Genomic DNA, 14,841 nt, shown 5'->3' with positions numbered 1-14,841 from the left:
CGGCGGGCCGGGGCACGGTGCGGGCCGGGCCGCGCGCGGCGGCGGGGGCGGCTGCGGCGACCGAGGCACCGACCGCGAGGCCGGCGCCCGCGACGAGGGCGCGGCGGGAGGGCCGGGTGGTCCGGGTGGGACCCGAGAGATTGTCCGAGACCATCGCCCCATGGTGGGACAGACGGGCCGGGACGTCGACCCCTCGGGCGCCGGCCCACCCCTCCGGAGGAGGCTCAGCTGAAGTCGAGGTCCCCCGTGCGGGTGCGCTTCAGCTCGAAGAAGTACGGGTAGTCGGCGAGCACGACGGACGCGTCCCACAGCTTGCCCGCCTCCTCGCCGCGCGGGATCTTCGTGAGCACCGGGCCGAAGAACGCCGTGCCGTCGATAGCGATGACGGGCGTGCCCACCTCCATGCCGACCTGGTCCATGCCGGCGTGGTGGGACTTCTTCAGCGCCTCGTCGTAGTCCGTCGAGTCGGCGGCGTCGGCCAGCTCGGTCGGCAGGCCGGCCTCGGTGAGCGCCGCCTCGATCACCTCGCGGGTGAACTCCTGCTCCTCGTTGTGACGGCGGGTGCCGAGCGCCGTGTAGAGCGGGAGCAGCACCTCCTTGCCGTGGGCCTGCTCGGCGGCGATGCAGACGCGCACCGGACCCCAGGCCGTCTCGAGCATCTTCCGGTAGTCCTCCGGGATGTCCTTGTCGGCGTTGAGGTAGGCCAGGCTCATGACGTTCCACGACACCTCGATGTCGCGGACCTTCTCGACCTCGAGGATCCAGCGGGACGTGATCCAGGCGAAGGGACACAGCGGGTCGAACCAGAAGTCGGCGCGGGCGGACGTCGCGGGCACGGGAGCAGTCGTCATGAGAGCAGTCAACACCGGGGGCGAAGCGGGGATTCCCGGGCGAGCAGCGCCGTACGGCCGCGTCGTGCGCGACGCCCGTGGGACCGGGGTGCGAGGATCGGGCGCATGCCTGGAACCAACCTGACCCGTGACGAGGCCGCCGCCCGCGCGGCCCTTCTGGACCTCACGTCGGCGACCGTGGAGCTCGACCTCACCGTCGGCGAGACCCACTTCGGCAGCACCACCGTGCTGCGCTTCGCCTGCTCCGAGCCCGGCGCGACGACGTTCGCCGACCTCGTGGGCGCGGAGGACCTGACCATCACCCTCAACGGCACGTCGCTGGACCCCGCGGCGGTCTACGCCGACGCGCGGATCACGCTCGACGACCTGGCCGCCGAGAACGAGCTGACGGTCACGGCGCGGCTGCCCTACAGCCGCACCGGCGAGGGCCTGCACCGGTTCGTGGACCCGGCGGACGACCGGGTCTACCTCTACACGCAGTTCGAGGTGCCGGACGCGCGGCGCGTCTACGCGTCGTTCGAGCAGCCCGACCTCAAGACCACCTTCACCTTCACGGTCACCGCGCCGGCGCACTGGACCGTCGTGTCCAACGCCGTCACCCCCGAGCCCGCTCCCGCCGGCGAGGGCCGCGCGACGTGGGCGTTCGGCGAGACCGACCGCATCTCGACCTACATCACCGCCCTCGTGGCCGGTGAGTACGTCGCGGTCCACGACACCTACGTCGGCGCCCACGGGGAGATCCCGCTCGGCCTGTTCTGCCGCGCCTCGGTGCAGCCCTACCTCGACGCCGACGAGCTGTTCGAGCTGACCAAGCAGGGCTTCGCGTTCTTCGAGGAGAAGTTCGACTTCCCCTACCCGTTCGGCAAGTACGACCAGCTGTTCGTGCCGGAGTACAACATGGGCGCGATGGAGAACGCGGGCTGCGTGACCTTCCGCGACGAGTACCTCCCGCGCTCGCGCCAGACCCACGCGTTCTACGAGCAGCGCGCCAACACGGTGCTCCACGAGATGGCGCACATGTGGTTCGGCGACCTCGTGACGATGAAGTGGTGGGACGACCTCTGGCTCAACGAGTCGTTCGCCGAGTGGGCCTCGCACTGGGCGCTCGTGGAGGCGACGAAGTACGTCGACGCGTGGACCGGCTTCACCAACGCCCGCAAGAACTGGGCGTACCGCCAGGACCAGCTGCCCTCGACCCACCCCATCGCGGCCGACAACCACGACCTCGAGGCCGTCGAGGTCAACTTCGACGGCATCACCTACGCCAAGGGCGCCTCGACGCTGAAGCAGCTCGTCGCGTGGGTCGGCATCGACGAGTTCCTCGCCGGCCTGCGGGCCTACTTCAAGGCGCACGCCTTCTCGAACTCGACCTTCGGCGACCTCCTGGCCGCGCTCGAGCGCGCGTCGGGCCGTGAGCTCACCTCCTGGGCGGCCGAGTGGCTGCAGACGTCGGGCGTCAACACCCTGACGCCCGTCGTGGAGACGGACGCCGACGGTGTCATCACCTCCTTCGTCGTCGAGCAGACGGCCGCCGAGGACTACCCGACCCTGCGACGCCACCGCCTCGGCATCGGCCTGTACGACGTGGTCGACGGCCGCCTGCAGCGACGCACCGAGGGCGCCGGGTACGTCGAGGTCGACGTGCGCGGGGAGCGCACCGAGATCGCGGAGCTCGTGGGCGTCCGGCGCCCCGCGCTCGTGCTGCTCAACGACGGCGACCTGACCTACGCGAAGATCCGACTCGACGACGTCTCGCTGGCCACCGCGGTCGAGCACGTCGCGAGCGTCGAGGACACCCTGGTGCGGGCCCTGCTGTGGGGGGCGACGTGGGACATGACCCGCGACGCCGAGATGCGCGCGACGGACTTCGTCGAGCTCGTGCTCCGCGGCCTCGCCACGGAGACGGACATGACGGCCGTCGGCCGCCTGCCCGTGTACGCCGGCACCGCGGTCGGCTACTACACGGCGCCCCAGCGCCGGGCCGAGGTCGCAGCCCGCTGGGAGGCGGGCCTGCGCGAGCTGGCCGAGGGCGCCGAGGCGGGCTCGGACGCCCAGCTCGCCCTCGTGCGGGCCTTCGCGTCGGCGGCACGCTCCGAGCCGGCCCTCGACCTGGTCGCGAGCTGGCTCGACGGGACCGCCTCGCTGCCCGGCCTCGAGGTCGACGCGGACCTGCGCTGGGCCCTGCTGACGTCCCTGGCGGCCGCCGGTCGCGCCGACGAGGCCGCGATCGCCGCCGAGCTCGAGCGGGACACCACCATCTCCGGTCAGGAGCGGGCCGCCGCGGCCCGCGCCGCGCGGCCCACCGCGGAGGCCAAGGCCGCCGCCTGGGCCGCAGCGGTGGAGCGGGACGACGTGCCCAACGAGACCCAGCGCCAGGTCGCCTACTCGTTCGCACGCTCGGACCAGGCCGAGGTGCTGGCGCCCTACCTGGAGCGCTACCTCACCGCCGCGGAGACGCTCTGGGAGGCCAAGGGCGTCCAGCGGGCCTCGACCGTCCTCGTCGGCATGTTCCCGCTGCCGCTCGTCTCCCCGGAGACGCTCGCGCGGGTCGACGAGTGGCTCACGACGTCGAGCGCCAACCCGGCGGCGAAGCGGTACGTCGCGGAGGGGCGCTCCGACATGGCCCGGGCCCTCGCGGCCCAGGAGCGCGACGCGGGCTGACCGCGCCGTACGCCGTCTCGGACGTCATGCGCCCCGTGGGTCGGGACCCACGGGGCGCATGACGTTGCGGGAGGTGCTGGGCTTCGGGAGGTGCAGGGCCTCAGGGGGGCGGGGCCTCAGGAGGGGCGGTTCCTCACGAGGAGGGGAGCGAGCGGCGCGCCATCTCGGCGAGCTTCGAGATGCCGCGCACGATGCCACCGACCAGGTCGCCCTCGGCGAACTCCGCCTGCATGACGGCGACGACCGACAGCACCTCGGAGTCGGGGAGACGCTCACGGACCTTGCGGCCCGTCACGACCTCGAGCACCCGCTGCTGCGGGTCCACCATGATCAGCAGGCTCTTCTGCGGCACCACGAGGGTGTTGTGCAGCTGGGTGGCGAAGGAGCGCGGGTCACCGGCCACGGAACCCACGTAGGTCGAGAACTCGAAGCGGGAGAGCTGCTCCGCCGTGCGGATCGTCGTGTCGATCTGCCGGCGGTCGTCGTCGGAGAACAGCTCACCAGCGGCCACTTGCGCCACCTGCCTGCGACTCGGAGTCGTCCGGGGCGGCCAGCTCGTCGTGGCTCTTGCGGGGGCCGCCGAACCACTCGGCCTCGATCGCCCGGGCGGCACCCGGGCGGATGTCCTCGCCCCGGGCGGCGGCCGGGACGTAGACCGCGGCGACGATGAGCAGGATGCCGCCGACGATCGCCAGCACGATCCACAGGACGTGGAGGCCGTCGACCGGCTGCTGCTCCGGGTCCCACCCGAGGGGGACGTCGGCGTGGGCCGGGAGCGACCCGGCGGCGGTGAGGAGGGTGGTCGCCAGCAGGAGCGCGGCGACGCGGCGGACGGGCCCGCGCGGGGTCTGTCGGGCGGGGCGGAGCTCACGGTGCTGGTTCACGGACCCGAGGATATCGCTGGTGGGCCCGGCGCCGATACTGGGCGTCATGTTGTCCGCGACCACGCCCCTGATCGCCGACGCCACGGAGTGCGCGCCCGACCAGACGCTCGCCTGCCGCGTGACCTTCCAGATGACCGGCAACGAGGTCGTCGCCGACCTGGCGAGCACCGTGCTGTCGGCGCTGATCGCCCTCGTCGGGATCTTCCTCGTCGCCTGGATCGCCCGCTGGTTGGCGCACCGCGCCATCGACCGGATGGTCTCCCGCGCCGCGACCGGCGTGCTCCCCGCCGGCATGGGGCGGCTCAGCCGCGGCGACCGCACCGCCGGCACCAGCGCCGACAACCCCGTCGCCACCTCGCGCCGCGCCCAGCGCACCCGCACGACGGGATCGCTGCTCAAGAGCATCGTCTCGGCGATCATCGGCGCCATCGTCGTGATCATGGCGTTGGCCGAGCTCGGCTTCAACGTCGCACCGCTCATCGCCAGCGCCGGCGTCGTGGGCGTCGCCCTCGGCTTCGGCGCCCAGAACCTCGTGAAGGACTTCCTGACCGGGATCTTCATGATCTTCGAGGACCAGATCGGCGTGGGCGACGTCGTCGACGTCGGCACCGTGTCGGGCACCGTCGAGGCCGTCGGCCTGCGGATCACGCGGCTGCGGGACACCGACGGCACGGTCTGGTACGTCCGCAACGGCGAGATCGTGCGCGTCGGCAACAAGTCGCAGAACTGGGCCCGCGCCATCGTCGACGTGGGCCTCCCCTACGCGACCGACGTGCGCCGCTTCATCGAGGTGCTCAAGGACGCCGGGCACGAGCTCTGGGAGGACGACGACTACCGGCACGTGCTCATCGAGGAGCCCGAGGTGTGGGGCGTCCAGGAGCTCACCCACGACCTGCTCACGGTGCGGATGACAGTGAAGACCGCGCCCCTCGAGCAGTGGCGGGTCGCCCGGGTCCTCCGCGAGCGCATCAAGCTGCGCCTCGACGCCGCCGGGCTCGAGGGCACGCCGCTCGCCTGAGCGTGGCGACCCTCCCGGACGTCCGCCCCGTGGCCGGGGTGGGATCATGGCGGGGATGACCACCACCTTCTACGACGAGATCGGCGGCGAGCCGACCATCCGGGCCATCGTGCACCGCTTCTACGAGGGCGTGGCGACCGATCCGCTGCTGCGCCCGATGTACCCCGAGGAGGACCTCGGCCCCGCCGAGGAGCGCTTCCGCCTCTTCCTGGTGCAGTACTGGGGTGGCCCGTCGACCTACTCCGAGACGCGCGGACACCCCCGGCTGCGGATGCGGCACGCGCCGTACGCCGTCACCCCGGCCGCAGCGGAACGCTGGCTGGTGCATTTCCGCGCCGGTCTCGACTCCGTCGACCTGACCGACGAGCAGGACGCGCAGTTCTGGGCCTACGTCACCCACGCGGCGCAGTTCATGGTCAACACCATGGAGGCGTGAGCGTCCCGCTCACCCCTCCAGCTCGGCGAGGAGCACGTCGCGGTAGGCCTGCGACGGCTGCGCAGCCCGCTGCGTCGTGGTGTCGAAGGTGACGAGGGTGGCCCGCGAGCGGGCCATGACGGTGTCGCCGTCGACGATCTCGGCGTCGACGTCGTAGGACGACCGGCCCACGCGGGAGATCCAGCTCCGCACGGTGTACGGCGCGGGCCGCAGCACGATCGGACGCCGGTACACGACGCTCATCTGGGCGATCACGACGCTCTGGGTCTCGGCGGACGCGACGTCGCCGAAGAGCCGACGGAAGGTCGAGATCCGCGCCTCCTGGAAGTACTCGAAGTAGGTCACGTTGTTGACGTGCTGGTAGGCGTCGACGTCGGTGAACCGCACACGCGCCTCCCAGCGGTGGGTCCGCTCGGGCGCGGCCGACCGCAGCGCACGATCCTGCTGGGCCGAGCGCGACGGCAGCGCGGACTCGCCCGGCTCGAGGAACCGCGAGAGCACCTCGACCTCGGCCGGCGTCAGGCGACGCGGCCGGGCCTCGCCGAAGAGGAACGGGGCCGTGACGGACGTCGCGCGGAAGTAGACGACGCGGTTGCCCTCCGCGTCCACGTCGAAGACCTCGTAGGCCAACGTGAACGACGCCGCCTTGATCTCCGTGACCCACACCTCGATGGCGACGCTCTCCTGCAGCATCAGCGGAGCGAGGTAGGACACGTCGTTGCGCACGATGAGAGCCCCCTCGACGAGGGCGTCCCGCTGCTCGGGCGCATGGGTGCGGAGCATGTCGATCCGCGCCTCCTGGACGTAGTCCAGGTAGGCGACGTTGTTGACGTGCCCCAGCACGTCGAGGTCGGCCCAACGGACCTGGCAGGCGTAGAGGTGGCGCACGGGAGGGATGCTGCCAGAAGCCCGCCCCCGTCGGGGGCCCGGATGCCCGCGAGCGGCCGCCGCTCCCCGCGTAGGATCGGGGTCGTGGGCGACGAGACGACCTGGCTGAACGCCGACGAGCAGCACTCCTGGCGGGCGCTCCTCATCGCCACCACGCTCCTCATGGACAAGCTGGACGAGGAGCTGCGCACGGAGTTCTCGCTGTCGCTGACGGAGTACGAGATCCTCGTCCGGCTCTCCGAGCGCCCCGACCAGGCGCTCCGCATGGCCGTCCTCGCCGACTCGCTGCGCCACAGCCGCAGTCGCATCACCCACACGGTGGCCCGCATGGAGAAGATGGGCCTCGTGCAGCGGAGCACCTGCCTCGAGGACGGCCGCGGGGTGCTCTGCAGCATGACCGACGCGGGCTGGGACCTGCTCCGCCGCGCCGCCCCCGTGCACGTGGCCGGCGTGCGTCGCCACCTCGTCGACCGCGTGTCGACCGACGACTTCGCGGCCGTCGGACGCGTCATGGACGCCGTCGCCGACAGCCTCATCAGCGCGCGCCCCGGCCTCGACATCCGGTAGGCCGCCGGACGTCATGCGGTGCGGTCGCTCGGGGCGCCGGACCGCATGACGTCCCGGGTGAGGTGGGACGAACGCAGCGGGGCCCGGTCACCTCTCGGTGACCGGGCCCCGCGTCGTACGTCGCTGGATCAGTCGCGCGTCAGGCGGCGGTGGGTCACGCGGTGCGGACGCGCGGCCTCGGCACCGAGACGCTCGATCTTGTTGGCCTCGTACGACGCGAAGTTGCCCTCGAACCAGAACCACTTGGCCGGGTTCTCCTCGTCGCCCTCCCAGGCCAGGATGTGCGTCGCGACGCGGTCGAGGAACCACCGGTCGTGGGACGTGACCACGGCGCAGCCCGGGAAGTCGAGCAACGCGTCCTCGAGGGAGGACAGCGTCTCGACGTCCAGGTCGTTGGTGGGCTCGTCGAGGAGCAGCAGGTTGCCGCCCATCTTGAGCGTCAGCGCCAGGTTGAGGCGGTTGCGCTCGCCACCGGACAGCACACCCGACTTCTTCTGCTGGTCGGGGCCCTTGAAGCCGAACGACGCGACGTAGGCCCGCGAGTTCATCTCGAAGTTCGCGACCTTGATGAAGTCGAGCCCGTCCGAGACGACCTCCCACACGTTCTTCTGGGAGTCCAGGCCGCCGCGGCTCTGGTCGGCGTACGAGATCTTGACGGTCTGGCCGACCACCAGCTCGCCGCCGTCCGGCTGCTCACCGCCGGTGATCATGCGGAACAGGGTGGTCTTGCCGACGCCGTTGGGACCGATGACACCGACGATGCCGGCCCGCGGCAGGGAGAACGACAGGTCGTCGATGAGCGTGCGCCCCTCGAAGCCCTTCGTCAGCTTCTTCGCCTCGAGCACTATGTCACCGAGGCGGGGGCCCGGCGGGATGTTGATCTCGCTGGTGTCGATCTTGCGGGCGCGGTCGGCCTCGGCCGCCATCTCCTCGTAGCGCGCCAGGCGCGACCGGCTCTTCGTCTGGCGGGCCTTGGCGTTGGAGCGGACCCACTCCAGCTCCTTCTCGAGCATCTTGGCGCGCTTGGCGTCCTTCTGCCCCTCGACCTTGAGGCGCTCACGCTTCGTCTCGAGGTAGGTCGAGTAGTTGCCCTCGTAGCCGTGGATGCGGCCGCGGTCGACCTCGGCGATCCACTCGGCGACGTTGTCCAGGAAGTACCGGTCGTGGGTGATCGCCAGGACAGCACCCTTGTAGGTCTTCAGGTGACCCTCGAGCCACTGCACGGACTCGGCGTCGAGGTGGTTGGTGGGCTCGTCGAGGAGGAGCAGGTCGGGCTCCTGGAGGAGCAGCTTGCACAGCGCGACGCGCCGACGCTCACCACCCGACAGGTTGTCGACGATCGCGTCGGCCGGCGGGCAGCGCAGCGCGTCCATCGCCTGCTCGAGGCGGGAGTCGATGTCCCACGCGTTGGAGTCGTCGAGCTCCGTCTGGAGGTTGCCCGCCTCCTCGTTGAGCGCGTCGAAGTCGGCGTCGGGGTCGCCCATCGCGGCGTACACCTCGTCGAGGCGCGCCTTCTTCGTGAGCGTGTCGGCCACCGCCTCCTGCACGTTCTCCAGGACGGTCTTGCCCTCGGTGAGCGGCGGCTCCTGCTGGAGCATCCCCACGGTCGACTCCGGGTCGAGGAAGGTCTCGCCGTTGTTGGGGTGCTCGAGCCCCGCCATGATCTTGAGGAGCGTCGACTTGCCCGCGCCGTTGGGACCGACGACGCCGATCTTGGCGCCCTTGAGGAACGACTGCGAGACGTTGTCGAGCACGACCTTGTCGCCATGGGCCTTGCGGACGTTGCGCAGGGTGAAGATGAAGTCGGCCATGCGTCCGAGCCTAGTTGAGGCCGCGCTGCGGCCGCCCGCCGGTCTCCCCGCCCGGCCGGCGGCCACGGCACCTCTTCAGGCCGCCGGAGCCTGCGGCTCCTCGCCCGTCGGGCCGGCCGCTCCGGGCACGCCGACGCCGCCCGCGACCTCCTGCGGGTCCAGCGGACGGGCGTCGGCCGGCCGGGTGTCGGGAAACACGGTCGAGAACATCGGTCGGGCCTGGTCGGCCAGCGCCGCGTCGTGCTGCACCGAGGGGACACCCTGGGGTGCGGTCACGGGACGCGCGGCGCGCATGAAGGCGGAACGACCCTTGGTGAGGTCGTGACCGAGCGCCGTGGCCTCGATGATGTGGCGCTCCCCGATCGAGCCGTCGGCGCGGTCCCAGCGCTCGAGGACGAGACGGCCCGTCACCACCACCGGCTCACCCTTGTGGAGCGAGGCCCCGACCTGCTCGGCGACCTGGCGCCACACGCGCACCGTCCACCAGGCCGTCTCCCCCGGCTGCCACGTGCCGTCCCGGTCCTGTCGCGACGGGGTCGAGCCCAGCCGGAACGTCGCGACCGTGCGGCCGCTGCTCGTGATGCTGCTCTCGACCTCCGTGCCGACCCAACCCTGCACCGTGATGTGCGTCGTGCTCACGTCCGTCCCCTTCGTCTCCACCCGACCTGGTGCCGGGCACACGACGAGCCAACCCGACCGGGCGCGGCTCGGCGAGGGGCCAGGGCGGACCTGGGGACGACGGGGACACGGAGGTCGCCTGGGGACGGGGAGCGGGTCGGTTGGCGGGCCGGGTGGCGGGCCGGGTGGGCCGGACCCGGCCAGCACGAACTGTGCCGTTGAGGCATCTCGGATCCGGCCCAGCCCGGAAATGTGCACCTGGTGCACGCCGCATCGCGCCGGAGGCACCCCCAGCGCACATTTCTGAGCCCGCCTCACGGCGAGCACCGAGGAGAACTCGGCGTCGGGCGAGGCGTCGGGGGGGGCCGCGTCAGTCGCGGCGTACCTGGGCGACCGCGAGCCGCTCCCGGACCACGCGGTAGGCGTCGATCTCGGCGCGGACCGGAGCGAGCACCGTGGCGTCGACCGCGACGTCGGTGGCCTGTCGCAGCTCGTCGTCGACCTGCGCGGCGGCGTCCCGACCGGCAGCCGCCGCGCCGGCGCGGCCCGCCACGCCGAGCACGAGGGACAGCACGAGGGCTCCGACCGCCACCCCGAAGCCGACGGCGGGACCGGGCACGGCGTCCACGCCGGCGACCGCGGCGATGCCGGCCAACAGGCCCAGCACGACGAGCACGAGCAGCACCCACTGCACGACACGCACGGCCTTCGCCCACCCGGGCAGCCAGCCGGCGCGGAGGTCCGTGCGCTGGAGCGCGTCGTCGACGCGCCCGGCGAGGCCGTCCACGTCGCTGGTCGCAGCTCGCTGGACCGCCTCGGCCCAGGCCGGCACCAGACCGTCGGAGACCCGGTCGCCGAGCGCACGGGCGGCCATCTCGAGCCGGGAGCGCTGGACGCGCCCGGCCTCGGGCGGCCGGTTGCCCGTCAGGAGCGCGGCGGCCTCACCGAGGTCCACCTCCACGCGGCGGAGCGGGTCACGGGTCACCCAGGTCTGCGGTGTCGGGGCGACGGCCCGGCGGGTGCGGCCGGCCACGACCTGCTCGACGCTGTCGACGAGCGGCGGGACGCCGGCGGCCGCGGCCACCGCAGTCCGCAGCTCGCTCGCCGCATCGTCGGTGAGCTCGGGGGCACGGGCGTCGCCCGAGGCGGCGGCCAGCCGGTCGGCGGCCTCCACGATGTCGGCGTCGAGCCGCGCCACCATCGCCTGCTTGGCGGCCACGCGCTGCACGATCTCGCTGCGCAGGTCGGCGATCCCCCACCCCTCCTTGGCGCTGACGGGGAAGATCCGGACCCGCTCGAGGCCGTCGTCGTCGAGGAGGCGGCGCACGTCGGCGATCATCGCGTCGCGGCGCTCCTCGGGCACGGAGTCGATCTGGTTCAGGACGATGAGCATGACGTCCTGCTGTGCCGCGTAGGGCGCCAGGTACCGCTCGTGGATGGCGGCGTCGGCGTACTTCTGCGGGTCGAGCACCCACACGAGGAGGTCGGCCTTGGTGACGAGACGCTCGACCTCGTCGTGGTGGGAGACCTCGGTGGAGTCGTGGTCGGGGAGGTCGAGGAGCACGACGCCCTGCATGTCGCGGGTCTCGTCGCTGGTGTCCAGCATGGAGTCGCGGCTCGTGCGGTAGCGGGGCGGGATGCCGAGCCAGTCCATGAGCTCGTCGGCCCCGTCGCTGCCCCAGATGCACGCGCTCGCCCACGAGGTGGTGGGGCGACGCACGCCGACCGACGAGAGCTCGAGGCCGGTCAGGGCGTTGAAGGTCGACGACTTGCCGGAGCCGGTGGCGCCCGCGATGCCGATCACCGTGTGGGCGGCCGACAACCGGATGCGCGTCGTGGCCCGGGAGGCGACGCCCTCGATCTCCGCGACCAGGGCCTCGTCGAGCCGTCCGCGGGACGTGGCGGCAGCCTCCTCGAGGGCGGTGACGCGGGCGCCGAGGTCGGCCCGGGGGGCCGAGCTGGAGCCGTCGGGGGCGTGGGACAGGGTCATTGTCTCCCTCGGGTGCGCGGGTGCGCGGCGGATCGGCGGGCAGGCGCGGCCCACCCTAGTGGAGCGGCCGCGCCACGTGGGGCGGGACGGCCGCAGGAGCCGGCCGGAGTCAGCGGCGCGTGGTGCCGGGGGCCGTCCCGGCGGCTGCGCTCCGCAACGCGGACCGGTCGGCGAAGCGGATGTCGTCCACCCGGCGGGAGGCACCGCGGACCCGCAGGCTCGCGTCCTCGCCGATCTCGAGCCGGTCGACGACGCCTGCGTAGCGGGCGCGTTCCGCCTCGAGGACCGCGCGCACGCGCTCCCGCAGCGACGCCGTGGCCGCGGTGACCAGCCGACCCGTGGTCTCGGGCCCGAGCACCGCGTCGAGCAGCTGCCGCCCGCCCGACGACGAGGGGCCGCCGAGCACAACGACGGCAAGCGTCGAGCCCAAGCCGTCGACGCCGAAGGCCATGAACCTGGCCGAGGTGCGCTTGTCGGCCGACTCGTCGCGCACCAGGTCGGTGATCTCCCGCTGCCACTCCCGGACCGTGCGCTCGGCCGCGCGGGCCACCTCGCGGGACGGGCGCTCGAGCCGGTCGCCGGTCGCCACGAGGGCGGCTCCGGCCTCCGACGACCGCCACCGCTCGACGAGCTCGGTGGTGGCGCGCTCGGCCTGGGCGACGACCTCGGCGCCCGCGGTGGCGGCAACCGCCACCGCGACCTGCTCGGCCTGCTGCGGCTTGCCCTTCACCGCGTTGACGATGCGGTCGCGGATGAGACCGACCCTCGTCTCGAGGGAGCGGAGCAGCTCGCCGTTGCCGACGAACTCCTGCCACCGGGCGAGCAGCTCGCCCGCCATGAGCGAGCCGTCGACGACCTGCTGCTCCAGGTCGAAGGCGACCTCGTCGTAGACGCTGTCCACCGCCGCACGGAGCCGGCGGGCCTCGTCGACCTGCTTCTCGGCCGCGTCGGCGATCTGGTGGCTGTGGCGCGACAGGGTGCGGATCGTGCCCGACAGCGTCTGGCGCACGACGGACTCGCGCGCCTTCTGGTCGGCGGCCAGGCTCGCCAGCCAGGTCACGACGTCGTTGACCTCGGCGGGCGGCAGCACGCCGTCGGTGCCGGGGTCGCCCTCGTGCACGATGAACAGCGGCGAGTCCTTGAGGCCGCGGCTGGCCAGCATCCGCGCGAGGTGGGCGGCCACGGTCTCCACGGCGTCGGCCGGCGTGCGGTCGAGGACGATCGCGACGGCCGTCGAGCGCTCGCCCGCCTCCTTGAGGAACTCCCACGGCACCTGGTCCGCGTACCGCGCCGCCGAGGTCACGAAGAGCCAGAGGTCGGCTGCCGCCATCAGCTGCGCGGCGAGCTCGCGGTTGTGCCGGTCGACGGAGTCGATGTCGGGCGCGTCGAGGATCGCGAGGCCCTTGGGCACGGCGTCGGTCGACACCAGCTGCAGGCAACCCGGGTCCGTCGTCGGGTCCTCGACCCGACGCAGCTCGGGCAGCAGGCGGTCGGGACCGAACCACGAGCGGTCGTCGGGGTGGTGCACCAGCACCGCGGAGCGCGTGGTCGGCCGCAGCACACCGGCCTGGGACACCCGGTGGCCGACGAGCGAGTTCACCAGCGTCGACTTGCCCGCCCCGGTCGACCCCGCCACGACGGTCAGCAGCGGCGCCTCGACCGCCATGAGCCGCGGGATCGCGTAGTCCTCCAGCTGGTCGATCATCTCGGTGCGCGCCGCGCGGACGGCCTCGACGCCGGGCATCTCCAACGGGAGCTGCGCCGCCTGGAGGGCGCTGCGGAGCTGCACGAGGGCGGTGAGCATCTGCGCGTTGCCCGTCTGGGCGACGCCGCCCGGCTCGGTCGCGCCGGACCGGGTGCCGCGGCGCGGCGGACCGCCGGGTCGTCCACGGTCGTCGGGAGTGCTCATCTGACGGTCACCACCTGTGCAGGAATCGGGATGAGGGGCCGGGTGGCCCGCATGCGACGCAGGTGCACCTGCCCCCGTTGGACGAAGTCACCGGGCGCGGTGCCGCGGAGCACCCGGTGGTGGAGGAAGCCGAGCTCCACCGCCGCCTCCTGATACTCCCGCACGATGCCCGCCGCCCGCGCACCGCCTCCCCGCCGGGCGTCGGCACGCACCTGCCGCCGCAGCCGCAGGTCGGCGATCCAGGGGATGTCGCCGGCGGGCAGGAGGCCCCGCGCGGCCGCGTCCTCGAGCGCGGCGGTGAGCACGCGGCGCTCCAGTGCCCGGCACCAGACGGCGACCGCCACGAGGAGCAGGAACGCGGGCAGCATGAGCAGCCCGTAGGTGCCGAAGAAGCCCGTCGGGAGCATGGTCGAGGCGTTCCAGAGCGCGTGCCAGCCCACGGCGACCCCGTACCCCACCACCGGCGCACCCAGCCGCACCGCGCGCGAGCGGGACGTGACGGCCAGCCCGATCCCGATGCCGAGGAAGGCCGTGAAGAAGGGGTGGGCGAACGGGCTCAGGAGGCAGCGGAGCACGAACGTCGCCGTGAGCGCGTCGACGCCCCCGGGCCCGAGGCCGTCGGCGCCGTCGTAGGCCGCGGCGAGGTAGAGGATGTTCTCGGTGAAGGCGAAGCCGACGCCCACCATGCCCGCGTAGACGATCCCGTCGAGCACGCCGTCGAGCTCGTGGCGGCGCCACCACAGCAGCAGCACCAGGAACAGACCCTTGGTCGCCTCCTCGGTCACGGGAGCGACGAGCACCGCGGACGCCGCCCGGTCGAGCGGCGCCACCAGCCCGCCGACGCCGCCGAGCAGGACCGCGGCCGACGTCGCGACGCAGGCGCCCCAGAGCAGACCCGCGACGAGCAGGCTCCGTGGCTCCGGCTCGTAGCGGTCCAACCACAGGTAGGTCGCCACCACCGGCCCCACCGGCAGGGCGGCCAGCGCCGCCGCGAGCACGAGCGTGCCGGCCGCGCCGGAGAGCGCCAGCACGAGGAGGACGGCCGCCGCGCCGAGGGCGACCAGCACCCACACCACCACCGTGAAGGCGATGTTGTCGCGATGGCGGGCCGGCATGGGCGTCACCCTAGTGGAGGACGGGGACACCGCCGGAGCCGTTCCCGGGCTTCTCCACAGGCCGGGTTCGCACCCCGCGACAGGGCGTCGCCG

The 14,841-nt window shown here is 72.9% G+C and carries 13 protein-coding genes; 4 read left to right on the top strand and 9 right to left on the bottom strand.

Features of this window, described 5'->3' with window-relative positions:
* Positions 1-224: 224 nt before the first annotated feature.
* Entirely contained in the window at positions 225-851 is a 627-nt protein-coding gene (locus tag G3T38_RS10980) for a mycothiol-dependent nitroreductase Rv2466c family protein (protein ID WP_163772326.1), read from the bottom strand.
* 105 nt (positions 852-956) lie between these two features.
* Between G3T38_RS10980 and pepN the strand changes: the two genes are divergently transcribed.
* Entirely contained in the window at positions 957-3,512 is a 2,556-nt protein-coding gene (gene pepN / locus G3T38_RS10975) for an aminopeptidase N (RefSeq protein WP_163772325.1), read from the top strand.
* Positions 3,513-3,645: 133 nt separating this feature from the next.
* Here the strand turns inward: pepN and G3T38_RS10970 are convergent, their stop codons facing one another.
* Positions 3,646-4,023, bottom strand: coding sequence for a DUF5130 family protein (locus G3T38_RS10970; protein WP_163772324.1), 378 nt, complete (start codon positions 4,021-4,023; stop codon positions 3,646-3,648).
* Entirely contained in the window at positions 4,010-4,396 is a 387-nt protein-coding gene (locus tag G3T38_RS10965) for a hypothetical protein (protein ID WP_163772323.1), read from the bottom strand. The genes G3T38_RS10970 and G3T38_RS10965 overlap by 14 nt, the downstream gene beginning before the upstream one ends.
* Positions 4,397-4,442: 46 nt before the next feature.
* Between G3T38_RS10965 and G3T38_RS10960 the strand changes: the two genes are divergently transcribed.
* Together G3T38_RS10960 and G3T38_RS10955 are read left to right on the top strand one after the other, a co-directional pair.
* Complete coding sequence (locus G3T38_RS10960) at positions 4,443-5,414, top strand: mechanosensitive ion channel family protein (protein ID WP_241728723.1); 972 nt, start codon at positions 4,443-4,445, stop codon at positions 5,412-5,414.
* 55 nt (positions 5,415-5,469) lie between these two features.
* Complete coding sequence (locus G3T38_RS10955; protein ID WP_163772322.1) at positions 5,470-5,850, top strand: globin; 381 nt, start codon at positions 5,470-5,472, stop codon at positions 5,848-5,850.
* Between the two features lie 9 nt (positions 5,851-5,859).
* Here the strand turns inward: G3T38_RS10955 and G3T38_RS10950 are convergent, their stop codons facing one another.
* Positions 5,860-6,738: a thioesterase family protein gene (locus G3T38_RS10950; protein WP_163772321.1), complete on the bottom strand. Its 879-nt coding sequence runs from the start codon at positions 6,736-6,738 to the stop codon at positions 5,860-5,862.
* Positions 6,739-6,822: 84 nt separating this feature from the next.
* Between G3T38_RS10950 and G3T38_RS10945 the strand changes: the two genes are divergently transcribed.
* Positions 6,823-7,305, top strand: coding sequence for a MarR family transcriptional regulator (locus tag G3T38_RS10945; RefSeq protein ID WP_163772320.1), 483 nt, complete (start codon positions 6,823-6,825; stop codon positions 7,303-7,305).
* A 128-nt stretch (positions 7,306-7,433) separates the two neighbouring features.
* Here the strand turns inward: G3T38_RS10945 and ettA are convergent, their stop codons facing one another.
* From ettA to G3T38_RS10920, 5 genes are all read right to left on the bottom strand, one after another.
* A complete protein-coding gene (ettA, locus tag G3T38_RS10940; protein WP_163772319.1) occupies positions 7,434-9,116 on the bottom strand; it encodes an energy-dependent translational throttle protein EttA in 1,683 nt (560 codons plus the stop codon).
* A 75-nt stretch (positions 9,117-9,191) separates the two neighbouring features.
* Positions 9,192-9,755, bottom strand: a complete 564-nt coding sequence (locus G3T38_RS10935) for a single-stranded DNA-binding protein (protein WP_163772318.1) — start codon at positions 9,753-9,755, stop codon at positions 9,192-9,194.
* Positions 9,756-10,104: 349 nt separating this feature from the next.
* On the bottom strand, positions 10,105-11,724 hold the full coding sequence (locus tag G3T38_RS10930) for a GTPase family protein (protein WP_163772317.1): 1,620 nt from the start codon (positions 11,722-11,724) through the stop codon (positions 10,105-10,107).
* Positions 11,725-11,833: 109 nt separating this feature from the next.
* A complete protein-coding gene (locus G3T38_RS10925; RefSeq protein ID WP_241728722.1) occupies positions 11,834-13,633 on the bottom strand; it encodes a GTPase in 1,800 nt (599 codons plus the stop codon).
* Positions 13,630-14,748: a PrsW family intramembrane metalloprotease gene (locus tag G3T38_RS10920; protein ID WP_163772316.1), complete on the bottom strand. Its 1,119-nt coding sequence runs from the start codon at positions 14,746-14,748 to the stop codon at positions 13,630-13,632. Before G3T38_RS10920 ends, G3T38_RS10925 begins: the two co-directional genes overlap by 4 nt.
* Positions 14,749-14,841 lie beyond the last annotated feature (93 nt).

The sequence above is a fragment of the Nocardioides zeae genome (genome assembly GCF_010686755.1).
GTDB lineage: Bacteria > Actinomycetota > Actinomycetes > Propionibacteriales > Nocardioidaceae > Nocardioides > Nocardioides zeae.
Note: the sequence above shows the minus strand (reverse complement) of the source record. Positions and strands in the feature narration are given on the sequence as shown.

What these genes read in the sequence shown, in the direction of transcription:
- G3T38_RS10930 (WP_163772317.1), bottom strand. Translation starts at nt 11,724, where the DNA reads ATGACCCTGTCCCACGCCCCCGACGGCTCCAGCTCGGCCCCCCGGGCC.
- ettA (WP_163772319.1), bottom strand. Translation starts at nt 9,116, where the DNA reads ATGGCCGACTTCATCTTCACCCTGCGCAACGTCCGCAAGGCCCATGGC.
- G3T38_RS10955 (WP_163772322.1), top strand. Translation starts at nt 5,470, where the DNA reads ATGACCACCACCTTCTACGACGAGATCGGCGGCGAGCCGACCATCCGG.
- G3T38_RS10925 (WP_241728722.1), bottom strand. Translation starts at nt 13,633, where the DNA reads ATGAGCACTCCCGACGACCGTGGACGACCCGGCGGTCCGCCGCGCCGC.
- pepN (WP_163772325.1), top strand. Translation starts at nt 957, where the DNA reads ATGCCTGGAACCAACCTGACCCGTGACGAGGCCGCCGCCCGCGCGGCC.
- G3T38_RS10980 (WP_163772326.1), bottom strand. Translation starts at nt 851, where the DNA reads ATGACGACTGCTCCCGTGCCCGCGACGTCCGCCCGCGCCGACTTCTGG.
- G3T38_RS10960 (WP_241728723.1), top strand. Translation starts at nt 4,443, where the DNA reads ATGTTGTCCGCGACCACGCCCCTGATCGCCGACGCCACGGAGTGCGCG.
- G3T38_RS10920 (WP_163772316.1), bottom strand. Translation starts at nt 14,748, where the DNA reads ATGCCGGCCCGCCATCGCGACAACATCGCCTTCACGGTGGTGGTGTGG.